The organism is Acidimicrobiia bacterium (assembly GCA_029210695.1).
In the GTDB taxonomy this organism is placed as follows: domain Bacteria; phylum Actinomycetota; class Acidimicrobiia; order Spongiisociales; family JAHEDJ01; genus JAHEDJ01.
On record JARGFH010000052.1, the window covers coordinates 1 to 24,618 of the forward strand.

The 24,618-nt window shown below is 63.5% G+C and carries 21 protein-coding genes; 7 read left to right on the forward strand and 14 right to left on the reverse strand.

From position 1 onward, the window contains the following. Positions 1-1,032: type IV secretory system conjugative DNA transfer family protein (locus P1T08_14405; GenBank protein MDF1597266.1), on the forward strand; the 1,032-nt coding region annotated here is incomplete at its 5' end. A 346-nt stretch (positions 1,033-1,378) separates the two neighbouring features. After that, a complete protein-coding gene (locus tag P1T08_14410; GenBank protein MDF1597267.1) occupies positions 1,379-1,915 on the forward strand; it encodes an HD domain-containing protein in 537 nt (178 codons plus the stop codon). 178 nt (positions 1,916-2,093) lie between these two features. Here P1T08_14410 and P1T08_14415 read toward each other — a convergent pair whose 3' ends face one another. From P1T08_14415 to P1T08_14430, 4 genes are all read right to left on the reverse strand, one after another. After that, the gene (locus tag P1T08_14415; protein ID MDF1597268.1) at positions 2,094-2,831 is read right to left on the reverse strand and encodes an SIR2 family protein; all 738 of its coding nucleotides are present in this window, start codon (positions 2,829-2,831) and stop codon (positions 2,094-2,096) included. A gap of 192 nt (positions 2,832-3,023) precedes the next feature. Continuing rightward, positions 3,024-3,272 carry a hypothetical protein gene (locus P1T08_14420; protein MDF1597269.1) on the reverse strand — a complete coding sequence of 83 codons (249 nt, stop codon included), beginning with the start codon at positions 3,270-3,272 and terminating at the stop codon, positions 3,024-3,026. Positions 3,273-3,383: 111 nt separating this feature from the next. Further along, positions 3,384-4,475 (reverse strand): ImmA/IrrE family metallo-endopeptidase, encoded by a 1,092-nt coding sequence (locus P1T08_14425; protein MDF1597270.1) that lies wholly within the window; start codon positions 4,473-4,475, stop codon positions 3,384-3,386. After that, complete coding sequence (locus P1T08_14430; GenBank protein MDF1597271.1) at positions 4,472-4,708, reverse strand: hypothetical protein; 237 nt, start codon at positions 4,706-4,708, stop codon at positions 4,472-4,474. Before P1T08_14430 ends, P1T08_14425 begins: the two co-directional genes overlap by 4 nt. 207 nt (positions 4,709-4,915) lie before the next feature. On the opposite strand from P1T08_14430, the gene P1T08_14435 reads away from it, so the two are divergent. The 4 genes from P1T08_14435 to P1T08_14450 are packed head-to-tail and all read left to right on the forward strand — an operon-like array spanning position 4,916 to position 7,646. Further along, positions 4,916-5,185 (forward strand): hypothetical protein, encoded by a 270-nt coding sequence (locus P1T08_14435; protein ID MDF1597272.1) that lies wholly within the window; start codon positions 4,916-4,918, stop codon positions 5,183-5,185. Between the two features lie 3 nt (positions 5,186-5,188). Then, the gene (locus P1T08_14440) at positions 5,189-5,605 is read left to right on the forward strand and encodes a hypothetical protein (protein MDF1597273.1); all 417 of its coding nucleotides are present in this window, start codon (positions 5,189-5,191) and stop codon (positions 5,603-5,605) included. Further along, a complete protein-coding gene (locus P1T08_14445; protein ID MDF1597274.1) occupies positions 5,602-6,207 on the forward strand; it encodes a hypothetical protein in 606 nt (201 codons plus the stop codon). The genes P1T08_14440 and P1T08_14445 overlap by 4 nt, the downstream gene beginning before the upstream one ends. Then, complete coding sequence (locus P1T08_14450) at positions 6,156-7,646, forward strand: ThiF family adenylyltransferase (protein MDF1597275.1); 1,491 nt, start codon at positions 6,156-6,158, stop codon at positions 7,644-7,646. The genes P1T08_14445 and P1T08_14450 overlap by 52 nt, the downstream gene beginning before the upstream one ends. Before the next feature lie 574 nt (positions 7,647-8,220). Here the strand turns inward: P1T08_14450 and P1T08_14455 are convergent. The 10 genes from P1T08_14455 to mobF form a co-directional block, all read right to left on the reverse strand. Further along, complete coding sequence (locus tag P1T08_14455) at positions 8,221-9,984, reverse strand: ADP-ribosylglycohydrolase family protein (protein MDF1597276.1); 1,764 nt, start codon at positions 9,982-9,984, stop codon at positions 8,221-8,223. Next, the gene (locus tag P1T08_14460) at positions 9,981-10,673 is read right to left on the reverse strand and encodes a DarT ssDNA thymidine ADP-ribosyltransferase family protein (GenBank protein ID MDF1597277.1); all 693 of its coding nucleotides are present in this window, start codon (positions 10,671-10,673) and stop codon (positions 9,981-9,983) included. The genes P1T08_14455 and P1T08_14460 overlap by 4 nt, the downstream gene beginning before the upstream one ends. A 9-nt stretch (positions 10,674-10,682) precedes the next feature. Next, complete coding sequence (locus P1T08_14465; protein MDF1597278.1) at positions 10,683-12,089, reverse strand: 3'-5' exonuclease; 1,407 nt, start codon at positions 12,087-12,089, stop codon at positions 10,683-10,685. Positions 12,090-12,277: 188 nt separating this feature from the next. Next, complete coding sequence (locus tag P1T08_14470) at positions 12,278-12,613, reverse strand: hypothetical protein (protein MDF1597279.1); 336 nt, start codon at positions 12,611-12,613, stop codon at positions 12,278-12,280. After that, positions 12,573-12,869 carry a hypothetical protein gene (locus tag P1T08_14475; protein MDF1597280.1) on the reverse strand — a complete coding sequence of 99 codons (297 nt, stop codon included), beginning with the start codon at positions 12,867-12,869 and terminating at the stop codon, positions 12,573-12,575. The genes P1T08_14470 and P1T08_14475 overlap by 41 nt, the downstream gene beginning before the upstream one ends. Positions 12,870-13,102: 233 nt before the next feature. Beyond that, positions 13,103-13,813: a SprT family zinc-dependent metalloprotease gene (locus P1T08_14480; GenBank protein MDF1597281.1), complete on the reverse strand. Its 711-nt coding sequence runs from the start codon at positions 13,811-13,813 to the stop codon at positions 13,103-13,105. Next, positions 13,810-17,079, reverse strand: coding sequence for an HsdR family type I site-specific deoxyribonuclease (locus P1T08_14485; protein MDF1597282.1), 3,270 nt, complete (start codon positions 17,077-17,079; stop codon positions 13,810-13,812). The genes P1T08_14480 and P1T08_14485 overlap by 4 nt, the downstream gene beginning before the upstream one ends. Further along, complete coding sequence (locus tag P1T08_14490; GenBank protein MDF1597283.1) at positions 17,076-18,272, reverse strand: restriction endonuclease subunit S; 1,197 nt, start codon at positions 18,270-18,272, stop codon at positions 17,076-17,078. Before P1T08_14490 ends, P1T08_14485 begins: the two co-directional genes overlap by 4 nt. Continuing rightward, a complete protein-coding gene (locus tag P1T08_14495; GenBank protein MDF1597284.1) occupies positions 18,265-20,691 on the reverse strand; it encodes a class I SAM-dependent DNA methyltransferase in 2,427 nt (808 codons plus the stop codon). The genes P1T08_14490 and P1T08_14495 overlap by 8 nt, the downstream gene beginning before the upstream one ends. Before the next feature lie 43 nt (positions 20,692-20,734). Then, positions 20,735-23,857 carry a MobF family relaxase gene (gene mobF, locus P1T08_14500; GenBank protein ID MDF1597285.1) on the reverse strand — a complete coding sequence of 1,041 codons (3,123 nt, stop codon included), beginning with the start codon at positions 23,855-23,857 and terminating at the stop codon, positions 20,735-20,737. 235 nt (positions 23,858-24,092) lie between these two features. Between mobF and P1T08_14505 the strand changes: the two genes are divergently transcribed. Beyond that, entirely contained in the window at positions 24,093-24,566 is a 474-nt protein-coding gene (locus P1T08_14505; GenBank protein MDF1597286.1) for an IS110 family transposase, read from the forward strand. Positions 24,567-24,618: the final 52 nt, after the last annotated feature.

Below are 24,618 nucleotides of genomic sequence, written 5' to 3' on the forward strand. Positions count from 1 at the left end.
TTCGACCCCGTCGGCTCCACCGCCGAACCCTCCGCCGGCTGGTCACCCCTGCACAGCGCATCAGACTGGCAGGGGGCTCTCCGTATGGCCGCCTGGCTCGCCTCCACAGCCCGAGCAGGAGAACGCGGCGGACTCCAAGACTCCGACTTCTGGTACGCCGTCGCCCAGAAGCTGCTTGCCCCGCTCTTGTTCGCCGCCGCCCGCTCCGGAGCAACCATGATCGACGTGATGCGATGGGTCGACCTCCAAGACGAAGAAGAACCCCTCCGTGCCCTCCAAACAACAGGGGAGCTGGATGCGCTCCAAGCGTTCGCCGCCACCATCAACCGGGAAGAACGCACCCGCTCCTCCGCCTACACCACCGCCGAAACCGTCCTCGCCGCCTTCGCCGACCCCGGCGTGCTCGCCACCACCACCCGACAACCCGCAATCGACCCCGACCGCCTCCTCAACGGCGGAAACCACACCCTCTACATCTGCGGACCCCTCCACGAACAAGCCCGGCTCCGACCCCTCTTCACCGCCCTCATCGACCAAACCGTCGCCCGCATCTACGACCGAGCCAACCGCTCCACCGACCGGCTCACCAAACCGCTCCTGTTGGTCATCGACGAAGCCGCCAACATCGCGCCACTTCCCGACCTGGCCCAGATCGCATCCACCGCCCGTGGAGTCGGCATCCAACTCGTCACCATCTGGCAAGACTTCGCACAAATCCAGGCCCGCTACGGCACCTTCGCCCAAACCGTCATCAACAACCACCGAGCCAAAGTCGTCCTCGCCGGCATCTCCGACACCCCCACCCTCGACTACATCAGCCGACTCATCGGCGACCAGCACACCATTGAGAAATCCCACACACGAAACCCGGACGGGCGGGAAAGCACTACACAATCCACACGACACCGGCCCCTCGCCCCCACCGCTGCGCTCCGACGCGCCGACACCGGAACCGGGGTCCTCGTCTACGGCAACCTCCACCCCGCCCAGCTCAAACTAAGGCCCTGGTACCAACTCAAACGGCGCTCATAGGAGCTAAGGGTTCTTGACGAACCGATCCGACGACTCACCAGAGAGATCACCCCATGACCGCCGCCCTACCTGTTTCACAGATCCCATGTCCGGTGTGTTCGGGGAAGTGCGCACCAGACACGGACACGGCTGGGAGCCGCCCGACCAAAGGAGGAACCCGTGTGAGCTCCCAGCCGTGGCACACCCGTACACGCAGGTGCCTGGCCTACGCGGGCGACCAGGTCCTCGCATCTTCACCGCCGGCGCCTACCGCATCAGCTGAGGGGGGTCTTATGACCAGCAACGTCTACGAGTCAGAACCGCAGCCGGGGAGCAGGGCCCGAGCAATGAGTAGCGGCGGCCCCGCATGCAGCTGAGCGCCTGGGCCGAAGCCCACGCACGGCCTCTACTGAGCCCGCTGGGACGACGCTGGCGTCATTCGCAGTCGGTAGCCGGCACCGCACGGGACCTGGCGAGATCGCTGACTCCGGAGGACGCAGATGTACTGGTGGCTGCGGCGTACCTTCACGACGTCGGCTACGCCCCGAAGCTCGCAATCTCTGGGTTCCACCCCCTCGACGGCGGCCGCTATCTTCGCGCTCTTGGCCACGGCCGGCTGGCGGGTTTGGTGGCTTATCACACTGGAGCGCAGCATGAGGCCAAGCTGCACGGCCTCCAGCAAGAACTCGCCCGCTTCGACGATGAACAGAGCCTCGTGGCAGCGGCCCTGACGTACTGCGACCTGACGAACGGGCCAGACGGGGAGCGGCTGACACCGGAGCAGCGAATCATCGACGTCGAGGCCCGCTACGGCTCCGGCAGCCCGGTTACCACCGGGCTGCGGGCCGCGTGGCCACAGCTGCTCGACGCCGTTTGCCGGGTAGAAGAGCTCCGGCGCCCATGACGACCAATTCCTCCAATCACCTGATGCCAAGGATCGCCGACAATCTGTCACGCCTGGGCGGTATTGTCAGTTGCACTCCGAACATGTAGAGCGTTGAGTAGGAGCACAGGATGACCGCTACCCCCGACCAGCGAAGGCTGCTGAGCCTCTGCGCCATTCGCATCGACAGCACCAGGAGTCAGGTTTTGGTCCAGGAGAGATCGTCCAGCGCGGCCGGTACGCCCAACCCCGACACTCGAAGGGTGCGGGCGAAGCCCTTCGCTAGCCTCGCAGCCGTCGCCTTAGCTCCTGGCTCCTCGCCGGCGATCCTTGAAGCGAGCGACGCCTTGAACCCTGCAACATCGTCTGTGTAGTCGATGCACTGGACCGGGTACTGCGCGTTCTCGAGACCGCGAGCCAGTGCTCTGTTCACAGGCAGGTCGCCGAAGCCGTACCCGGCGATTACGAGCTTGTCAGCACTCCGCAGCGCGTCCTCGAACCGGTCGTAAGCCCACCGGAAGGGATCGAGTTCGACTGCTCGCGCCTTCTGGTCAGCAAGGACTACTACCGGTTCAAGTGCCGTCTCACCACGGCCGTAACGCACCCAGAAGTCCAACTCTCGCATGCGTTCGATGTGATCAACCTTCCAGATCGAGCCGTCATTGCGCCGCAGCCACTGGAGAGAGCCGTGGAGGTGGTAGACGAGGAGGTTGGCGGGCTTGTACTCATCGTCATCCCGGAGCGGGTAGGCGGTCGCAGGACCGTCCGGGACGATGTCGACGGTCTCCTGTCCGAAGCCCTGCGCCATGTCGCCGAGGACGATCCCCCTCTTCCATGACAAGCGAATGCGTTTCGACTTCTGATCGCGAACTTCAATCGCAGCTCCATCGATCAGAGCGTCGTAGTTCAGCGTGAAAATGCGTGTGGTACCGGTCACGCCGGCGGTCTCGGCCAACCATCCCACGAGGCGCCTGAGTGGGTCCCTCGCCGTTTTGCCCTGACCAGTCGATAGGTCTGCGATGACATCGAGCGCTGCTCCCAATGTCCTCTGTCTTAGCTCGCGTCCGAACCGTTCCGCGGTGAGGAACGCCGAGGCGATATCACTTCCGGCGTCGAGGAGGGCGGCAAGCTAGCTCAGTGCGCCGAGTCCCCGGTCCAGCCTCTCGATCGGCCCGAACAACTCTTCGAAGACTGCTACCCGCGCTGGAAGGTCTTTGTTGGATGATTCTGCCAGCGTGGTGAGAGCACGTTGCACCTCTGCAACGCTCGAGTCAGACTCCGCGAAGCGGGCCAGGATCAGCTTGGTGAGAGGTTCCATCGCAAGGTCGGGGTTGTACGACATGGAGCAACCGTTCCCGACAAGGGCCACGACGTTCATCTCTCACCCCTCGGAGTAAGTCCCTCCGGAACCGGCCTTGGGCCATCAATCCCGCAGATCATCCTCTGCACGCCCGACAACTCCAGCTGATTCCTCACCACACGAGGGCTGCTACCGGTCGTCGTCAAAGCGGTACCTGACGATGAGGTGAGCCCACTGACTGTGAGGGATGAGCTTGTCGTGTTGCATCCGTCCGACGACTATTCCTGGTGCCACCCCAATGGCCTCCGCGAACTCCTCAACAGCCGCCTCCGTTGTGAGTCCAGACAGGTGCGAGGCGAACCGCGAGGGGATAAGCACGCGTCCAGCGAATGAGTCAGCCGCTCCCTCCAGGTCTTCGTCGATGCCGCTTCCTTTGGCATCGACGAACGTCTCCTTCTTGCTGTGGCGAAGGAGGTGGTAGAGCTCGTGGAAGAGGGTGAACCAGAAGATGTCGTTCCTACGATGACGGAGGCTCAGAGCAATCATTGCCTTCTCGGGCGACAGCCAGCGAGTCGCCCCGTTGACTCGGCATCTGGGCAGCTCCTTCACGATCACGAGTGCGATCCCGACCGAGGCACAGAGTGTCCTCAGTGGCTCGATCCAGTCGGTCCCCGGCGACCGGCTTAGGGCCCGCATCTGGTCAAGCGCATCGCGAACGGCGGCAGCATCGTACGAGGCCGTCTTGACACGACCAGCTTCAATCTCGGCCAACCGGAGCCAACTCGCCAACGCTCCGGCGTCGGCTTCAAAGGCAGGCGAACGTCGATACAGAGCAGGTCGAAGCCAAACCTCCTCAAGGGCATCCGGGTCGGCCACGGAGAAGAAACTGAGGAGTTCCCGGAGGGTGTCGACCTTGGGCTTCCCGCGTTGGATACACCCTCTCTGCTCTAGATCCTTGATCGGGAACTGATCCACAAGATGGACCCGCCCCCGTAGGGCCTGGGTCTCGACATGTCTGTGTTTGGCGGTCTGATAGTTGGAATCGAGCTGAGTCCAGTATCGGGCAGGGATCGACGTTACCCGCTCGAACGCGAGCGCAACCACCGGCGAGATCCCGACCTTGCCCTTGATGACATGGGTTATGTGTTTCGGCGTGAGCCCCGCGCGCCTCGCAAACTCGACCTGCGTCATGTCCTCCCGGGTGATCCACTCCCAGAGCGTCTCGCCCGGAGGTACCAACTCCGCCGGCTCATAGGCTCGCTCATATCGGTCGGCCATCATGGCCTGACCTCATCCGAGCGCGTTCGCACGGCTATGACGGCGATGGTGTTCATAAATTCGTCCTCCTGTGTCCTCACTTCATCGGGTTCAATGACCAAGACGACGTCGTCACTCACGACGACCTCTACAACGCCGTCGTCGAGATCGCGGGAATCCAACGGCATCAGGCCGAGTTCGTCCAGGGCGCTAATCGCTTCGAGCTGTTGAAGTCGCCGAGAGATCATGCGTGTCATGTCGCTGCCCCAGCGGCGGTGCATGTGCGCGACATCACAACAATCTCGCCACACTGACTCATCGGCGAACCGCAGGACCGGCACAGGCACTCCCGGAATCGTGAACCATGTAGGTTCACAGTAGCGAGCAACATCTCGCTACGGCGTGTTATGCTTGTTGGAATCGTGAACCGAACCGGTTCACTAGAATATAGACAAGGAGAGAAGATGCCCACGCCTGACAATACGATCCACCTGATCGTGGTGACCACTGCCGACGACGTCGATGACGAGTTCAACGTCAACCAGCCCCTGCAGGTGCTGTTCAACAAGGCTCTGCACGAGGTCGGCGGCGAGCCCAACCGCGACCAGTTCGCCCTAGAGTACAACGACATCGTCCTGTCCGACCTGACCCGTAAGATCGGTGACGCAGCGCAGGAGTATGGATGGGTTGATGGCACCACCCTCGAACTCGTCCCCGCACCTGTGGTCGTGTAGGAGATGGCGTGGCGAGACGACGCGCGAGCGGAGGTCGACGACCTCAAGCCGCACTTCGTCGAGAAACACGACTGGGCACCTCGACTCGTCGAGTCCGATGACGCCGAGGCCCTCGACCTGTTCGTCACACTCCAATCGCGGAAGCACCCAGACAATGTCTTTGTCCTGCGCCTCCGCTACAAGCCCGACTGGCAGACGGCAGGACGCCGCGAAGCATTCGTCGACCCCGACGATCCCGAGCGCGAGGGTATCGAGTACTGGCCGACCGATGTGTCGGGTTTGAAGCCCCAGAACAACCCGCCCTGCATCTGTCTCCGGGGGACATGGGGTTACCACTCCGTGCTTCATACCGATCACCTGATGGGCGACACGACCCTGCTCAACCTCCTCGTTGAGTTGCAGACAGTGCTCGATCGATGACCTTCCGTTCCCACCCGTATCCGCCCCCCGGCCATCAGGTTCGGCTCCCCACACCGATCTGGACAGCCGCTCTCGACGAAGTACGCAGGTACTCCCACCTCGGTGGCACCAGGGATCATCCAGGCTCGGAAGGCCTCGTTTACCTCGCCGGTGTCCCTGCCGCAGCCGGATTAGTCGTAACAGCCGTCCTTCGTCTCCAACACGAGCCACAAGGTGACCGGGTCGCCCCCACCCGCGAGGAGGTCCGCTGGCTGATGTCGACTCTCCGTGACCGAGACGAAAAGCTCGTTGCCCAGTTCCACACCCACCGCAACGGGGCCTTTCACTCGCCCGGGGACGACCAGATGGCGACGAGCTTCCATGACGGCTTCCTGTCGATCGTCGCCCCCAAATTCGCCGTGGGTATCCACCGCCTCGACCAGTGCGAGGTCCACGAATACCGTAAGGGGTATTTCTACGCGATGACCACCGCCGAAGTAGAAAGCCGGATCACTGTCCACGACATCGTCGTCGACCGACTACCCGAGATGCTGCAGAAGGAGCCCGACAGGTGGCACCGATTCGTACAGAGACTGAATTCGATCGCACTCAGGCAGCGCTGAGCCCGCAGGGTCTGACGCTTCCACTACCACGCGGCGATATAGGCATCACTGTCGCCGACGGTGTGGAGGCGACGCCGACCGGCCAGCGACTCCTCGCCCTTCTCGTCAACGTGCTCGCCCGCATGAAGGGCGTGGTCGACACAGTCCACATCAACACAACCGCCGATCCGTTCGTTTTGCCTGGCACCCCGCTCAGCCCCGGCCATCTGAACGACGGTCTGGCCACCTTTGTCAGATCGCTCAACTGGATTGGCAGCCGACACGACGCGGAGTTGAGCTTCGAACCACCAGACGACGCTGTGGTCCAGATCGGCATCGGCACCAATCCCGGCTCGGCCGACCTCGTCGTCGCCTGCGACGCATGGCGAGCCCTGCTAGGGGCAGCTGGCGACCAAGCGAGTTGGGAGACTGCGAACCCGATCGGCGCGGCCCTCGCTGCGGTCGTCACCGCCGCCGAGACATTCAAGGCAATCATCGCCGGCAACGGCGGGAGGAATACGACACCAGCACCCCCCGACTTCATCTACTCCGCCTTCAACTACGGGGTCGACGACAGCGCCGAGATCGGGCCCGACGTGTACAAGTTGGAGCTCCAGGACGTTGCCATCGCGGGTTGCGGCGCTGGTGGGTCCGGCACAGCCTTCATCCTCGGCATGCACCCCAGACTCTCCGGCACGATCGATCTCATCGAGCCCGGAATCCACAAGGTATCGAACATCAACCGCTACCTGCCAGCACTCGCTGGCGACGTCCACACCCCACGCCACAAGCTTTCCTCGATCGCTGATCACCTGGCCCGCACAGCACCCGCGTTGGACCTCGCCCTCCATCCGCGGCCCTGGGAGCAACTAGACCGGCATCCATGGTCAACAGTAGTCTCCGCCGTCGACACCGTCGAAGCCAGATGGCAAATCCAACAGCGCACACGCAGCGACGCCGTCATCATCGACCTCGCAGTTAATGACCTCCTCTACTCCGTTCTCCGCGTCGTTCCAGGTGGCCGCTGCCTGTTCTGCAAACACCCGTTCGACCCCGACCTGGCCGTCAATCAACGCGCACTCCGGTGGGGTGTGCCTCTCGTGACGATCAAGGAGTGGAGTTCCGCCAACAGACCGGTCGACGAAGCGATGATCCGCTCACTTGCTCACACCCAGAACCGGCCCCCGGAGGACTTCGATGATCTCCTCGGGATTCTCTTCACCAACACTCCGGCGCTGCTCGAGTGTGGATCGACGTCACTCCGGGCGGACGTCCCGAGCCAAGCCCCCATCCTTCCACTCGCCACGACCGCCGTTGCCATAGTCGGCGCCGCAGAGGTCATCAAGCACGTCATTGGGCTCCCACCCCTCGACAATTGGCTCGCCCATGACCTCCGGCGAAACCCAACTGGTCCGTGGTCCACCTACCGCGCGCCGATCCAGGACTGCCCACACCACTGACGGCCGCAGCGGTGTCGTGCAGCAAACGCTTCGAGCACGTCTTGGAGCCTACTATCAACGCTGCAACCGGTCCCTCCGGAACCGTCCGCAACCGATCACTCCGGCCGGGACACCTACTATCGCAGCGGGACTGTCCGATGAACGATGGCTCAAGGCGGATCAGCGGCAGCAGGCCGTCAGCGTGGGGTTCCAACCGAAACCTCCTGATCCGTAGATGGCCAAGCGGCGTCCGTGAGCGTCCACATCCGTCCATACATGGTTCAGCAGCGGGCCTCCGTTTCCACCAGTATCCACACACGGCCGCCGCGGTCCACCCCGAATGGCTCCCAAGTTGGCTCCCAGCGGAGGGGGGCTGACAAGTGTTGTGCAGCAGAGATGCTGGCCTCCACGGTGGCCCACACATGGCGCGGAACGTCTGGTTGGGGGCGGCGGCGCATCGCCGGTTATGCGCCTTGCCAGCTTGGTTCCTAGTGTCGGTACTCCAAAGGGGAGCAGCATGGGCGGCACCCGGTTACGAGACCCGCACCCGTGGCGGCGCGTGTCGTACGCGAAGTCGTACGCGACAGAGCGGTCGCTATCGGTCTCGCGGCGGGCGCCGCAGCATCTCGAGCAACACGGCAAGAAACGCCGCGGTCTGCTCCGGAGAGGCCTCGTTCGCGACCCGGCGGATGGCGTAGCCGATGGACGCGTTGTTGTCTTGCTCGCTCCGCACCCACTCGATAACCCGCTCCAGATCAAGGGGACGGTTGCGCTGGTCGGGCCCGGACGCAGCTCGCTCCTGAGTACTGCCGCGCCCGCGGTCCGGGCGGTCCTCTCGCCAACCGCTGCGTTCGGACTGGACGGTGTCATGCGCGGCGAGCATCTCCAGTACCTCCCTGCGATGCGGTCGACGCTTGTCAGTGTCGCCGCCCATCTGCTCCCGGTCTTGGTCGACCGGAAGGTTCTCGCGGCGCTTGATCAGGATCGTTTGTCCGAACTCCAGCTCCGCCCACTGCCACTGGAACGGGCCTTGCCGCGCAGGTATCGGCTCGCCGAGGGTGCGCCGGACTCGCCCGAGGCCCGCGACCTGGAGCCCGTCGTCGGCGCTCAGTAGTGCGTCCGCTTGCGTCTTGGGCGCGGTCCAGGTCAGAAGATCAGGGTAGCGATGCCCGATGGTGCCCCCGCCGCCTGCGAGATCGGCCATGCGTCCAGCCTCGGAGGCAATGAGAGCGCTGTCCATGACAGGCACTGGCGGTTCGTCGGCAGCGGTAGCACCGAGAAGGGCGCCAGCCATCGTCGCGATAGTGTCGGTGTCTGAGCCGATGGTGTTCGCGGCGGTGGCGAGCGACTCGGCGGGTCGTTCGTCGCACCAGGTGAGAGCTGCCGCCGCGACGACGGTGATGGTGCCGCTACCTCGGCGGTCCGGATCGAGGAGATTCAGAGCATCAATCACGCTGCCGTACCGCTCAGTCGGTGGGCTACTCGTGACAGCATGTTCGGCTGTCGAGATGGCCTCCCGGATCTCGTTCCGCGCAGCTTGCCATGCATCGCCAAACGGACGTCGCGCCTCCCGTTCCCAGCCGGTGAGCCACAGCTCACCGAGCTGCGGATCGTCGCGCAGCATCGACGGCACCGTGCCCGCATCATCGACAAGCTTGCTGAGGATCGCCGGGCTCGGGATGGTGCCGGTCTCCATCGACTGGGCGAGAGCGAGGGCGTGGATAGTCGCTCCCACGAGCGCAGTCGGGTGGGCGTGCGTGCACACCGAGTTGCGGAGCACGTCAAGCAGGTAGGTATTCGGCTCGTTGAGATTCGGCGCGGCCCAGACATGGGGTTGGATCCGCATGGCCGCTCCGTTGCCTCCGGAGTCGAGCCAGCCCCTGTAGGTGTTTGAGAACCACGCAGTCGTGGTCTTGGCGAGGTTCGTGGCGGCAGCCTTGGTCGAGAGTCCGCCCCCGAGCGCGTAGGCCAGCCACACAGGTAACTCGACCTTGGCGAAGGCCTCGACATCGAACCCCGTCGGACCGATAGCGCGGGCGACCGCGATGCGAAGCTGCGTGTCATCTGAGTAGCACCCCATGGGGAGCGTTGCGTTGACCCCGCCACGCCCGCCGACTCTGCGCTGCCACTCCAGCGGCATGGTGAGCTCGCGGCCCCCGGTGCGGCGGCGTAGCCCCTTGGCGTCAGTTAGCTCGCTGATGAACCCGAGCGCGTCGCCGTATGCGGCCCATAGCGCCGACAGGCGGATTCGGCCTACGCGCAGCGCGCGATCGGTGCCGTCTCCCGCTGTCTGCTGCCGCGGCATCGCGGTCTCAGTGCCGTTGTAGGGAACTTCGTCGAACAGACTGCGATCGCTCAATCGAAGACCTCTCGCGCGTGGCGGACGGGAACATCATGGTCGAGAGCGCCCAGTGCGCCGTAGACGTCGTCAAGTGCCTCTTCGGCCTGGACGTCGATCCGTTGGAGGTACCGTAGATCGACTTCGCCCGGGTACAGAACCTCGGCCTGGCGGTCTGTCGTGAAGTGGTCAGGGAGCCTGGCACGGGTGTGGACCGAGGAGTACCTTCCGATCACTGGGTCGTCGAATAGCTGATCGAACCCTCCGATGCCCTCCGCCCGCTTGCAGGTCGGATAGATGTTGTTGGTCGTCGTGAATACCACACCCGGGTGGCTCAGGATGTCCGGCGTGAACGACAACGCGACCCACGACACACCGTCGGCTATGTGCCACCTCTCGGACGTGTCGAACATCCAGTCGTTGATCCTCGATATCGACATGTTCACGTAGTCGAGCCAGGCGGCATCGCGGCTCCGATCAAGGGCATTAGGGCGGTACACGTGCTCAAGGTATTGCTCCTGGGGCAGTCGTCGCCTGCTCTTCAGGGCTTTGCTCGCGAGGATGCCGACGGCGCCGTGGATGGTGGTGAAGTGGACAACGTCGCTGATACCGCGGTTGATCGCGGCCGTCAGGACGTCTGGGCTGGACGAGAGGAGCGCCACTTCATCGCTGGTGCGGGGCCGGGCAGCGGTGGATCGGTGTGTCGGCATTGCCTACCTCTAGACCGTAACGGCGTCGTAGGTGGCAGGGTCGAGCAAGCCTATGAGCGTGGACTCCTCGCCTGGCTTGTAGCCGACCATGACCGAGGTACGCGCACGACCGACCCCCATGGCGAGCAGCCGTCGGAGGCGGTCGAGGGTGGCGTCCCCTTCTCCTTCGCCATGCGGGGTGACCTGCTGGTTGAGGCCAGGGAGTAGGACGTGATCGAACTCGAGCCCCTTGGCGGAGTGGACCGTCGACAGGCCCACCTGCTCTGGTCCACTAGGCCAGACGCTCTGGCGGGTGAGCTCACAGTAGGGGATCCGGTGGCGCTGCAGCACGGCGCGGGCATAGTCGAACCACCTGCCACCCCGCGGTTGCAGGATGGCGACCGACTCCTTCTCAAGATCAGCGTACGTCTGGAGTTCGGCCAGCATGTACTCGAGCTGGTTGCTGTACTTCCCTATCACGATCTTGGGGCGTCTACCTGTCTCGCGGCAGGCGGTGAAATCGGGAAGTGATCCGTCGTCCTCGAGTGGCAGGCCGGCCACCAGAGGTACTGCGAAGGCCGCGATCTCGGCAGTGTTCCGGTGGTTCTCCTCCAGCCTGTAGATCATGTTCGGCCGAAGCGCGATGCCCACCTCGGCCCACGTGAAGAAGCGGGGATAGATCCGTTGCATGGCGTCCAGCACGAACGTCGTCGAGTGATCCTTGGCCAGATGGGCGAGCACGGCCCGGACTTGGTTGGCGGAGAAGTCTTGAGCCTCATCGACGATGACGACGTCATACTCCTCGGACTCGGCGTCGGCGGCTTCGAGGGCGAGGTCGTTCCAGTCACGGAGGCCGGCGGCGCGCTTTGCGTCTTGGTAGGGCAGGATGACGTCGGCGAGTAGGCGCTGCCGGAGGGCGGCGTCCACCCGGGGGGAGTTGCCCCGGCCAGTCCTCTCCTTGCTGAGGTACTCGTTGAGCGTGTCGGGGGAAAACCGCGAGAGGGCGTACTCCACCTCGTCCACGAAGAAGTCGAGTTGATCGGCTTGAATCAAAGGAAGGAGGCTCGCCCGGAGGTGTGATGCCACCTGGTCGCGATCCAGGATGTCGACGGTTCCCACGAGGCCCCGGGCCCACTTGCTAAAGGTGCTCACCTCGAGATCGAGGCGCCGATCTGCGGCAACCTGCTGACGAGCGAGTTCCATGATGTAGCCCTCGAGCGTTCGGTTGTAGGTCAAGACGAGGACCCGGACAGGGCCCCGCAAACCCAACCGATCCTGCCGGGCGAGCCGACTCTTGGTGAGCTGCTTCAAACGGAGCAACGCGGTCGTCGTCTTCCCACTCCCGGCGGCTCCTCTGATGAGCCGAAAGCCAGGACGGCCATCGGTGAGGATGACCAGCTGATCTGGGGAAGGGCGGACCGGCGAGAGGATCCGCATGGGCACTCCTATGGTCGGAGCCCGCTGCCCGGGCCCACATGGTCGCAACGATAGCATCAGCATGACCGTCCCTGTTGGCAGAACGACGAACGGGCGGCCCAGCACGAATACGGAGCGCGAACACCTCCGCCCACATGGTGTCGACCCGATAGGGCGGTGATCGCCGACCGCGGCCTGGCGGGGAGTGCTTAGGAGTCAGCGCCGCTGCCCGTCGACCCGCCTTCCGCCTGCCAAGCGAGGAGGGATGCGACGGCGGTGAGAACGAGCACTGCGTCGCGCCTGGTCCAACTGATGGCGATCGTGTGTTGGTCGGCGTGTAGGGCGGCGCTGGAGAGCTGGAATAGCGCATCCGCCACCGTATAGATGCGGTCTAGTTTGGTGCGCAGCTGAGCCTTACCGGCTGCAAGCGACTTACCGTCCGGCGATCGCCATAGCTGTTCGATCACTCTTCTCGCCGATGAGATGGAGTCTTCGTAGCGGCCCTCATTCAGAGCGCGGCGTGCCTTTCTCAGCTCGTCGGTCACTTGCCGGGTCCGGCGCCTCGGCGTCGCCGAGCGGGATGACGAGCGAGAACGCGTCTGCGAACCGAGCCTGATCGAGGACGGCGGCCCAGTGCAGCGCCGGGACTGTGAGGCGAGTCTGGGTTGTCATGCTCGTGAGATTCCGGTCCCCGGAGACGGCGTGGATGGCTGGGTCGATGATCACCGTCAGATCACGACCGCCGCGCTGGCGCTCCAGTAGTTCGAGCTGTTCGCGAGTTAGGTCGAGGGGCCAGCTCAATCGCAGAGCTGAAGTTCGTCTGGCTGAGAATGGTCGCGGAGGTCTGATGAGCGAGCCCGAGTTTCTGGAGTCCGGATCTGCTCAGCTCGACCATCACCATTGCGCCGCCGATCAGCTGTACATCGTCCTTCGGTGGCCGCAAACATAGGACCCGACAACGGAAACGGAGACGGTGACCACCGACGAAGGGGAACCCGTCCACGCTGAGGCCGTCGCCTGCAAGCTGGATCGTGCTAGCCACTTGCGACGTCTCCAAGCCACAGGGTCCGTCCTGCCGCCGCCAGTCGATCTCTCGACTCGGCGTAAACCGGCTGCACTCGGGCCACTGCGTCCCAGAAGCGGTTGCTGTGGTTCGGGTAGTGGGCGTGGGTGAGCTCATGGACAAGGACGTAGTCGACGAGAGTGGGTTGCAGTTGCAGGGTGGCCCAGTGGATGTTGAGGCGGCCATCGCGATACGAGCCCCAGCGGTACCCGAGGTCTCGCATCACGATGGCGAATTCGGGGACGTTGCAGCGTGAGGCCCACAGCCTGACCCGCTTGCGGAGCCAGGAGGTTCCGGTGGCTCGGTACCAGGCGATGAGCGCGGCGGCACCGTCGGGCTCGTCACGGCGTAGGCACAGGCGTCCACCGGAGAGCCTCACCGCCATGTCCTGGTCGTCGACCAGCAGGAGCCGGTAGTTGCGGCCCAGGTAGCGGAAGCCCTCCCCGTTGACGAGCTGCTTGGGTGGCTGCACCGGCAGGAAATCAGCCTTCTCGATCAGCTTGCGGTGGATCCAGTCTTGTTTGCGGTCGATAAAGTCCCGCACCGGGTCGTCTGGGGTCCCTGCCGGAACCGCTACCAGGAGTGAGCCGTCTCGGTCGATGGTGATCTCCATCGTCGACCGGGCGGGCCTTTCGCTCACGGCCACCTCGAGGCCAGCAACTTCGAGCACGCGGTCGGTCATGTCGTCACCAAGAGTTGATGGTTGGCTTTGGACAGCTCGATCAGCCGGTCGGCGACCCGCTTGCAATGGTCGAGCGGGTACAGGCGGCTCTCGTCGAGACGCTGGACCACCTGCTTCCGCAGCTCGTCCTGGGCGTTGGCGTTCCCCCAAAAGCCGACAGTCCTCACCCGTCGGCGAATCATGTCGACAAGTCCGGTCGTCACTTCGATCATCTGGTCACGCGCGACAGCCGCCTCGCCAAGTTCATCCTCGATCACGCCGAGGAATCGGAGGTCGATCTCGTCGAGACCCGTTGCATCCGTTTCCCGGTCGGCTGTCGCATCATCAATCAGCTCGCCGATCGCGAGAGCGAGCTGATCCCATTTGCCCTCCAGTGCGTCGAGGACCTCGTCCAGCCGTTCCGACAGTTTCTTGTACCGGGCCGGGTCCTCGTAGTACTTCTCCAAGATGTGGTGGCGCAGGGCGTGTTCCATCTCCGACGCCTTCGCTCGCTCCGACGGCTGCCCTGCGACGTGCGTCTTGAAGTCGACGTCGGTGATCCGGATCGGGGGAATGGCCTGGGCGAGGTCGAGCACGGTGATATGTTCGTCGATCAGCTGTCGCACCTTCTCCCGATATAGCGACGGGTCGAACCCGCCGTTCCCTTGGTCCCGGTATCGCAGGCGCGTGTACAGCTGGATCTTCCCGAACAGCTTGGCGTCGGCAACGAACGGACGAGCTTCGGGTCGAGGCAACACGATGTCCAGGCTGACCAGGAACCGTTTGACATCGATGTCGAAGCGGGCTCGCAGCTCCGGATTGCCGAACAGGTCCACACAGAGTTCGATCACTCCCGGGTCATCGGCAAGGTCTATGCCGTGACCGGCCAAGAACTGGACGACACGCTGGTGGCGATCCGACAGCCGTCCGGCCTCTTCGGCGATGCTCCGCAGCGAACCGGCAGCGAGGTCGTCGAGCTTCCCGTCAGCGTCGGCGTAGGCTGCCAGGGCCTCGGTAAGGTGGTTGACAACCCCGTAGTAGTCGACCACCAACCCGTAGTCCTTGCCGTCGGCGGTTCGGTTGACCCGGGCGACCGCCTGCAGCAGCTCTGCCTGTTGGATGAGCCGATCCAGAAAGAGCACCTGGGCGACCGGTGCGTCGAAACCGGTGAGGAGCATCGATTTCACGATGAGCATCGCCACCGGTGACGTCTTGTCGGCGTCGGGACCGAGCGGCTTCTTGAAGGCTTCGATCCGACTGTCCTGTTCGTCCTTGTCGGTCCAGGTAGCCCAGTCGGCCGAGTCATTGTGGGCACCGGATATCACGGGGACGAACTCGAGGATCCGGATCAGGTCGATGTGCGGTAGGGCACGTACCAGGAACTGCTGACGTCGGGGAAGGTCATCGATCTCATCGCCGGACATCCCGGCGAGCGCCGGGTCGAGGTTCTCGAGGTGAGAGACCAGTAGGTCTCGTGCCGCGTTGAACGCGTCGCGGTAACGGATGCAGGCTCGCCGACTAGAGGCGACGACCATCCCCTTGAGCCCCTGCGGCAGCACTGTCGCTACATAGTGCTCGAGCATGTCGGCGGCCTTGGCGGAAATCATCTCGGGCGCCTCCAAGACCTCCGCCACCCTGGCGTACTTGGCTTGCAGCGCATCCCGCTGCTCGGCGGTAAGACCGGCGAACCAGCGGAAGAACAGCTCGTCCATGTCGGAGGCGCCCTTGACCGCCCCGTCGGCGGTTCGGCCCTCATAGAGGATCGGGACCGTCGAACCGTCTGCCTCGGATTCGGCGAGGGTGTAGGTATCGAGGAACGGGCCGAAGATGTCGTGTGTCTTCTTGCGGGCGCCCATGATGATCGGCGTTCCCGTGAACCCAACCCGGGCGGCGTTAGGGAGCGCAGCCATCAGGTTGGCGTGTAACCCAGATGCATGCGACCGGTGTGCCTCATCCACCATCACCAGAATCGCGTCGTCGTCGTTCAGGACACCAAAGGTTCCGTCGGCCGTTTCGTCCTCCTCCAGGCCAGGCTCGACTGCGATCTCGTCCCGATACTTCTGGATCATCGCCATCACCAGACCAGGCCCGGACTGGGCCAACAGGGTCTTCAGATGCCTGGTCCTACGAGCGACAGCGACGGTCTCGCCTGACAGCTCGGCAGTGTCCCGCAACTGCTTCTGCAGAGCGGTGCGGTCGCTCACCACCACCACCTTGAAACGGCGCAGCTCCGGATCCGATCGCATCTTGCGGACCAGGAACACTATGGTCAGCGACTTGCCCGACCCCTGGGTGTGCCAGATCACGCCGCCTCGCTGGTCGACCTCGCCGTCCTCAGCCCGAGTCTTGCCGGTCTTCAACCGATCGATCGCCCGATGAACACTCCGGAACTGCTGGTACCGCGTCACCGCCTTAACGGTCCGCTGCCCGACCGGCATGAACAGCGTGAAGTGCCTGACGATGTCCAACAGGCTCTCCGGCCGAAGCATCCCAGCGATGAGCGACTCCTGCCCCGACAGGTCCTCGACCCGCTTGGCGACACCGGACGACACCGGTACGGCCTCCGAGAGAGGGTAAGGATCCTTCCACTCGAGGAAATGCTCCGGACCCGAGGTGAAGGTCCCAACTCGCGCCGCTTCGAAGGTGGTGCCAACCACAAACTGGTTCGCCCAGAACAGCGACTCGTTGCCCTCGTCCGCATCAACCTCGCCACGCCGGTTCGAGTAGCGGCGAAGCTGGGTGATCGCCCGGGCAATCGCATCCTCCGGCCCCGGTGCCTTGCACTCCACCACCACCAGCGGGATTCCGTTAACGAACAACACCAGGTCTGGACAGATGAACTGCTTGGACTGCCCACCCGGCTCGTCCACCCGGAACTGGTTGATGACCAGGAAGTCGTTGTTCGCCCAGTTCTCCCAGTCGATGAACCGCACCATCTGATCACGACCCTGACCCCACCACTCCATCCCCGGCACCGTTGTCCCAGTAAGCAGCAGGTCGGTGGCCTTCCGATTCGCGTCGATGAGCTTCAGCCCACCGGCGCCAGCCTTCTGTAGTGAAGACACCGCCTGCGAAACCCGACGTTCGTCCAGCCACGGCTCGCCCGTGGCGTCGAGATTGATCCACTTCAATGCCGCTCGAAGCCGACCCTCGAGGACGACATCACGCCACGACTCTCGTTCGGTCAATGCCGGTTCCCATGTATCGCCCGAGAGGTGGCCCCAGCCCAAAGCCTGAAGCTGTTGGACCGCCGGCCACTCGACCAGCTCGAACTCAAGGCCACTCATGACGCCACCGTACGAACGCGGCCTGAGAGAAGATCGGATGCAAGACCAGACCTGATCGCCCTCAGTGTCCGCTTGAAGTCCTGATTCCGCCGGATGTTTGCCCGCGCGGAACGAGCGAACGAGACGATTCTCCTCTGTTCGTCGATGGGCGGGACCAGAACGGTTGTGTCGGCGACGATCGCAGAGTTGATGTTCGACTGAGTACCCGTTTGCCCGCGACGAATAAAGTCATCGCGGTAGTGCTCTAGGAGGAGCACGAGGAAATCGTTGTCGACTGAATCGTCATGCTGAACATGGACGAACCCGTCGTGAATGCAGGCCTCCGTCCCCACCACAATCGCTACCCCGATCGTCGCAGCAATGCTCATGATGACGTCGCCAGGATTGACCCACCTGCTCCTCGCTGCCCCGGCATTAGACAGCTTGTCTCGGGTTCCGACGAGCAGGTCACCTGAAGACGTCACGTCGGAGATCCGGACCCACGCACGACCAGACTCCGAGAACCAGGCAGGATTGTCTATCGGCCTTGGACTGGCGCCGCGCTGCACTCTTGCGAAAGACCCCACCCTGCATTCCCGCCATTCTCCTCGCGTGCAGGAGCCGACCCCGTTCATCAAGTCCCGTCGGAATCCTTGCTCAAGCTGCGTCAGCTTCGCGATGAGGCGTTCGGTGGCCTGGATTGCCTCGTCGATCGTGTCGAGGACCTCCGCAATGCGTTTCTGTTCCTCGAGCGGCGGGGCGCGGAAGGTGATCTCGGCGAACTGGCGGTACCGAATCGAACCCCTTCGATCAACGGAGGCTTGCTCGAGAACCGCATACGCCGCCAGAGCCTCCGGGCTCTTCAGAACGCGGAGCAGATAACGGGGATCAATACTGTCGCTGGCGGAAAAGACTGTGTACATAGGGCTGACACAGCCTTCGCCGAGTCCCTGGTTCAAGCCAATCGATCCCTCCGCGAGATGGTTAGTGGCGTATGCAAACCAACCCGGCTCAACCACCCTGTACTGCGCGAGGTTTTCGCTGTAGATCTGTCGGCCCTTGAAATACTCGTCAGATGGCACAAGGCCGTAGTGCTTGGTCGACGAGAAGACGAGCGGGTCCACCTTGGACCCGACTCGCTTCGACTCTAGGACCGTTGCCTCTCCAATGGTGCGAGTCCTCCACCCCGAAGGAAGGGCCAGTCCTTCACTCATACCCAAGCTCGGACAGGTACTGGTTGAGTTGAGCGGCTGCACGATCTCGCTCGCTTTCAAGGTCTCGAAGGGTTACGGCGTACTTACCGCGCCACCGCCGATACGCATCGATCAGGTATTGCCGGTGACCTTTCACGTGGCGTTCCATGAGTTCGACGAGCCGGTTGTGAAGGATCTCAACGACAAGAGCTTCTGCAGCTTCTGCGCTTAGTTCGGTACTGGCGGCCGAGGCCTCGTCGAACAAGCGCGCATCGACCTTCTTCAATCGGTTCCTGGCCGCCGCCCGTTCAGACTTGAGCTTCTTGACCTCCTTTTCGCTCGCCTCGTCTTCATGTTGTTGAGCCTCTTCGCCTTCGTCGCTGGTGTCGTCGGAAGACTCAGCAGCCTTGACCGTGGCATCAAGTTCGAGGTACCTCGCGACAAGGCTCTCGCGCTCTTCGAGAAGACATGGAATGAGCGCAGGGATGACCGGATGGTCGATGAGCGTGGGTGCGTTCTTGTCCTCTTGACTCGTGGCTGCCGTGGTGAGCCAGGCGTCGATGAGGCCGCTGATCCCGCGTGTGTCCAGTGTCTGCAGGTCGTAGATATGCTCGTCCCACCACCTGGCTATGATGCCCGCCGTCTGGAAGCGGTCGAGTGGACCGGTCATGGCGAGCGGCTGCTGGAAGAGCTCGATGAGGTCTGACCGGAGCCCGACCATGCTGCCTCCGTCGGCAAGGTCGAGGATTCGCTTCGCTGCGTCTTCCCACAAGCGCTCTAACTCGGCCCGGAGCTCCCCATCCCGTGTTGCGACTTGTTGTTCAATCACGTCGGCGGCCTCCCGACCAAGGTCGGCGAATTCCCAATAATCGGCATTGCGCTCGACGAACAGGCCATCAACATCGACCCCGTGGCGCTCGAATGCATACCGGTGGGCCTTGACCTCGACCTTGGGAACGCCGCCTTGGAGGTAGGCTCGGACGTCGTGGGGCTCCGGTGGTGGAGCGTTGTCGGCGTAGCGGCGGATGTTGCAGTTGAAGTGGTTCTCGCCCATCTCGTCGACAGAGACGACCCTGGCGAATCCATCGATGTCGCTGAACGCTCGGAAGGCTGAGACGATCTTCTCCTCGTGTTCGGGCTGTAGATAGTTCTGAGCTCGCCCCTCCTCGTACTCCCGGTCGGCATTGATGAACAGCACCTTCCCCTTCCGCTCCGCTGGCTTCGAGCCCGGAGCGCGCAGTAAGAGAATGGCGGCGGGAATGGTCGTTCCATAGAAGAGGTTGGGCCCAACCCCGATCACGGTGTCGAGGATGTCTGCTTCGATCAGCTTACGGCGGATCTCACCCTCAGCCCCACCTCGGAAGAGGACGCCGTGGGGCATGACGGTGGCGACCATCCCGCCCGGGCGAAGCACCGCAAGCATGTGCTGAAGGAACATGAGGTCGGCCTTCTTGCCCCCTTCAGGAGTCCACCCGTACTTGAATCGCTCGGGGAAGGGCATGCCTTCGCGGGTGTAGTTCTGTGAGAACGGGGGGTTTGTGATCACTCGGTCGAACTTCATCAACACGCCGCCGGAGACATGTTGGGGGTCGGCGAGGGTGTCGTCGTTGCGGAGGTCGGCGTCCTTGATCCCGTGAAGGATCATGTTCATCTTCGAGATCGACCAGGTGGTCCCGTTCGATTCCTGCCCAGCCAGGACCAGGTTGTTGGGGTCACCGCCGTGCTCAGCGATGTGGTTGCGGGAATAGATGAGCATGCCACCGGAACCTGAGCACGGGTCGTAGATCCGCATCCCTTGCTTGGGGTCGACGAGGCGGACCATCATCCGAACGACCGAGCGTGGGGTGTAGAACTCGCCGCCCTTCTTCCCCGCTGAGTCGGCGAAGTCCCGGATGAGGTACTCGTAGGCGGCGCCGAGCAGGTCGGGGAACTCAAAGTCGATGTTGCGAAGCCGCACTTTCGAGAAGTGGGCGATCAGGTCTCGCCACTTCTTGTCGGTGATCTTCGATTGGCCGACCGTGCGGTTGAAGTCGATGTGCTGGAGCACCCCCTCGAGCGCCGGGTTGTGCTCCTCGAGAGCGGCCAGCGCCTTGTTCAGACCGTCGCCAAGACCATGCATGAGGTGGTCCCGAATGCACGACCACCGCTCTCCGCTGTCGTCGTGGGAGTTTCGGATGTCGGCGGGGCACATGTGCGGGACGAAGAACGCCTCCCGGTAGAAGTCGGGGTCGTTCGCCCGCTGCTGCGCCTCCTCCTCCGTGCGCCCGGAGGCGAGCTGACGCTCGATCACCCCCCTCCGCTCGACGTCGAACTGATCTGCCGCCCGCTTCAGGAACAGCACCCCAAAGATGTACTCCTTGAACTCGGAGGCGTCCATCTTGCCCCGCAGGATGTCGGCGGCGGCGAACAGATGACGTTCAAGTTGAGGCAGGGTGAGCATGGATCGATTCTCGCATCCGATCGCTCGGCGAGCGACCCGGGCATCAGGCCATTGTTCTCGCCCTCGCAGGCGGGTGCGGCCCGCGGCCCGCCTCCAGGCTACCAATCAGGAGCTCAACATGACGACGAGCTACGGCCCAAGCCATCCGCCGCTCAAGGTCACGGGTCGACGGGGCTGGACCTAACAGCTCCCGAGCGTCATCCCCAACTCCGTGCTCGCGCCGGAACTGCAGAACACGGCTGACGGCGTCGTCCCAAGCAGCCCGCTGGTCGGGTCCGGCAGGTCGCTCTCCCAGGGTGGCAACAATCCATTCCGACGGTGAGTAGGTCATGGTTGCGAGTGTGTCTTGGCGGCGGGCGTGGATCTCGCTGTGCAGGTCCAGGTACTCGACGAGGAGGTCGCTCTGGTTGCCAGCGCCGGCCGGTCGGCGATCCTTGGCTTCCGATAGTGCCAACTCACCTTCCAGATTCTCAAACCGCTGGTTCAGTTGTTCGTCGGTGAGGGTCCGAGGTCCCCGTCCCGTGTCAGATGCCGCCGGCTCCGCAGCGGTACGGCTGAGGGCTGCGATAAGGGCTGTGAGCCGGTTCGGGTGTTGGTGTGTCACATGTGTGCATTCGTCCTTGCCAAGTTCGGGGTTAGCGAGGTAGATGGTGTTTGCTTCCCGGCCTCGGCTCATGGTGACGTAGAGCCATTCGCGGTCGACGCCGTCTCCGGCGACGGTGTGGGCGCGGCGGGCGGTTGCGCCTTGGGCTTTGTGGCCGGTGAGGGCGTAGCCCCAGTCGAGGTTTCCTTGGTCGAGGTACCAATGCGGAACTGTCACAATGTTGTCGTTGCGGTCGAGTGTGAGCGTGATCGTGCGCCGTTCCGTGTCCACAGCCGTCACGGTTGCGAGGTCGCCGTTGAGCACACCCAGGCGCGAACGGTTCTTGAGGCACACGGCTCTGTCTCCGGCTTGGAATTGGCGATCGCCAGCGTTCACCGTCGGTCCGTGGAGCAATCCGGATTGGGCGATGAGAGCCCGGGCCTGCTGGTTGAGCTGATCGACGGTGGTGTTGCGATGTCCGAGGAGCAGCACCTGGGCGGGGTCACCGGCGTCTTGGACGTCTCTGTACCAGGCATCGACGGCTTGGGTGATGGTGTCATCGGTGGTGGCGGCGACGTTGATCAGTCCGCGCCGGTCGTACATGGCCACCGCCCGGGAGATCGAGCCGTGGCGTAGTTCGGCCAGGGCGGTGCGTTCCCATTCGTGGTCCTGGCGGACGTTCTCGGTCAGCTCGACGGCGGGGAGACGAGCGGTCAGCGCAGCGAACAGGCCGCCGGCGTCGATCTCAGCGAGCTGGCGGTGGTCGCCGATCAGGATGAGCTTGCCCGATGCTGCTTCGACCAGGTCGGAGATCTCGGCGAGTTGGCGGCTGCCGACCATTCCGGACTCGTCGACTATGACGATGGTGCGGGTTGGGAGGCCACCGGCGGCCTTGGTTTCCCAGAGGAAGCGGGTGATGGTGACCGACGGGATGCCGGTGGCGGCTTCGAATCCGGCCGCGGCTCGGGCGGCCAACGCCGTTCCAAAAACGGGGGTTCCGGTTTCGGTGGCGAGTTCGCCGATGATGGCCATAACGGTGGTCTTGCCGGTCCCGGCCGCTCCCACGCCGATATCAATGCTGTTACCGGATGTGGCGAACTGGCGGATCATCGCCTGCTGCCCTTCGGTGAGGTTCGGTTGAGTTGCGAGGGCGGCTTCGACTTGCTCCTCAGGGGCGGTCCACCGTTCGGCCGTAAATCCGTTTCGGGCGCGGTCGATGATCCGTTGCTCGATAGAGAGGAGTTCGGTGGTGGTGTAGCGGCGTTCGTTGACCAGCCCGGGGAAGATGTCCCCGTTGCCCCTCCGCATAATCCGCGGCTGGGTCGAGTTGACCAGTTCAAGGAGATGTTCGAGTTCGGCCGGTTCGAGATCGATCGACAGGTGATCCAGTGGGTCGGTTGTGGGGTGGATGGGAAGGATGGGGATCACGTCCGAGCGATGGAGGAAGGCGTCGGCGAGATGTTCGATGTCGGATCGTCGTCCTCCCTCGGGTAGAGCCTCCGCCACTGCTCTGATTGCGTCCGCTCGCCCAAACGTTGATGCCTGGGCGGTGAGCCCTTCAGCGGAAACCATCGAATCGAATACGGGTGCGGGGTCGGGGACGGTGACGGAACGGCTGCGTTCCAGCACCTTTGCGACCGAGGAAGGTGTGACACCAACCTCAGTGCCTCGTTCCGCCCAGACCGGCATCAGCATGTCGATGGGATGGTCTTGCTTGGGGCTCCGTGTCGCCAATGTGGCGACCTCGTTGGCGACGGCGGTGTCGGCAAGTCCATGGTCGTTCCGCCACGCTTCGATCTGGCGGCGTCGTTGGGAGAACGCCATGATCTGGTCTCGGGTGAAACCATCGATGTCCGCCACACCGTTGCGGACTGGCTGCCAGCGGACCCCGAGTCGTTCAGTGAGACGGGTTCGCAGCTCTGATTCGTGGAGGTAGCCGGCGGCCAGCTTGTGCCGGTATAGGAGACGGCCATCAATAGCCCGCCAGACATCGTCGACACCCTTGACCCGGTTCCCCACAACCACGTGGGTGTGCAACTGAGGATCATCCGCCCGGCTCGTGAACTCGGTGAACCAAGCCGAGACGTATCCCTTGGTGCGGATCGGCCAGGTCTCGATTCGATGGTGGGGTGTTCCATCGTCGTCAAGGATCGGTTGACCCTCGGCGTCCAGGACCGGGGCTCGAGATGCCCCGCGCGTCGACGACGCGACCGACTCCAGATAGGTGAGCGCCTCGGCGGTGGACTCCTCGAACGCCTCGACCACGTGCCTGCGGGTCTCGTCGTCTCCGAAGGCCCACAGCAGCGACACCGACTTATCGGCTGAGAAGGTCAGATCCCAAGCTGCCACCCCGTCCTTGCGAAGCTGACGCCCCAACTGCTCCCCCGTGAGTGGGTGCTGCCCGTCGAACAGGCGGACCAGGCCCTCCGCCGACACGATGCCCTTCAGTCCCTGTTCGACGGCGCCACTGCCGTGCCAGCGACCGGTCGCAGTCCCACCCCGCAGGTAGTAGTCCTCACCAGGCGAAATCTCCCCCAGTTTCTGGAGGTAGTAGTCCTTGCGCGCCTTGGCGATACTCAACATGCGGCACCCCGGGAACGGTCGACCAGTACCCCCAAGGCAACTTGTCAGTGGTTTACCTTCGGGTGGGAGCGCCGGTTGGTGCTCTTGGAGACTGGTGATGGCCACGGTGACGGCTAGCAACTTATTGCCCCCTCTGGAGGGCCAGTGCAACATCTGCCGCCCGTGGTCTTCACCGGAGACTCCGGACTGGCCACAGGAAGTCGCGCTTCGAGCGCCGTTCACTGACGATCCGGGTGTGAGTCTCCGGTTCACCGTCATCTCCGACACATGTGGCAGGCGACGTCAGGAGGAGGTCATGTATCAAGCCTGTGTGGGTATCGATTGGGCAACCACCGAACATGTGGTGTGTGTCCTCGACAGCAACGGCCGGCGTCTATCCAGATTCCGGGTGGAGCACACCGAAGACGGTCTCGACGATCTGGTAGAGAGGCTCGGCAGGTTCGGTGACCGTGTCGATGTGGCCGTCGGGATTGAACGACCCGATGGGCTGGTCGTCGACCGGCTCTTGGAGGCCGGCCATTCGGTGGTTGCGGTCAAACCGGCCGCGATCCGCGCCTACGGGTCAGCAGAGACACCTTCTGGGGCCAAGTCTGATCCGGCCGACGCTGAAACCATCGCCGAGTATCTGCGGCTGAAGGCTGATCGTCTCGATCCGATACGGCCGTATTCGCCACAAACCAGAGCTCTTAGCCTGGATCCACCGGTCTGATCGGTGTCTGACGGTTGGGATTGACATAGAAAATGCCTTCTGACCTGGGAGA

Coding starts and splice junctions, on each gene's coding strand:
- P1T08_14410 (MDF1597267.1), top strand. CDS start 1,379: ATGCAGCTGAGCGCCTGGGCCGAAGCCCACGCACGGCCTCTACTGAGC.
- P1T08_14420 (MDF1597269.1), bottom strand. CDS start 3,272: ATGAACGTCGTGGCCCTTGTCGGGAACGGTTGCTCCATGTCGTACAAC.
- P1T08_14425 (MDF1597270.1), bottom strand. CDS start 4,475: ATGATGGCCGACCGATATGAGCGAGCCTATGAGCCGGCGGAGTTGGTA.
- P1T08_14430 (MDF1597271.1), bottom strand. CDS start 4,708: ATGACACGCATGATCTCTCGGCGACTTCAACAGCTCGAAGCGATTAGC.
- P1T08_14435 (MDF1597272.1), top strand. CDS start 4,916: ATGCCCACGCCTGACAATACGATCCACCTGATCGTGGTGACCACTGCC.
- P1T08_14440 (MDF1597273.1), top strand. CDS start 5,189: ATGGCGTGGCGAGACGACGCGCGAGCGGAGGTCGACGACCTCAAGCCG.
- P1T08_14445 (MDF1597274.1), top strand. CDS start 5,602: ATGACCTTCCGTTCCCACCCGTATCCGCCCCCCGGCCATCAGGTTCGG.
- P1T08_14460 (MDF1597277.1), bottom strand. CDS start 10,673: ATGCCGACACACCGATCCACCGCTGCCCGGCCCCGCACCAGCGATGAA.
- P1T08_14465 (MDF1597278.1), bottom strand. CDS start 12,089: ATGCGGATCCTCTCGCCGGTCCGCCCTTCCCCAGATCAGCTGGTCATC.
- P1T08_14480 (MDF1597281.1), bottom strand. CDS start 13,813: ATGACCGACCGCGTGCTCGAAGTTGCTGGCCTCGAGGTGGCCGTGAGC.
- P1T08_14485 (MDF1597282.1), bottom strand. CDS start 17,079: ATGAGTGGCCTTGAGTTCGAGCTGGTCGAGTGGCCGGCGGTCCAACAG.
- P1T08_14490 (MDF1597283.1), bottom strand. CDS start 18,272: ATGAGTGAAGGACTGGCCCTTCCTTCGGGGTGGAGGACTCGCACCATT.
- P1T08_14495 (MDF1597284.1), bottom strand. CDS start 20,691: ATGCTCACCCTGCCTCAACTTGAACGTCATCTGTTCGCCGCCGCCGAC.
- mobF (MDF1597285.1), bottom strand. CDS start 23,857: ATGTTGAGTATCGCCAAGGCGCGCAAGGACTACTACCTCCAGAAACTG.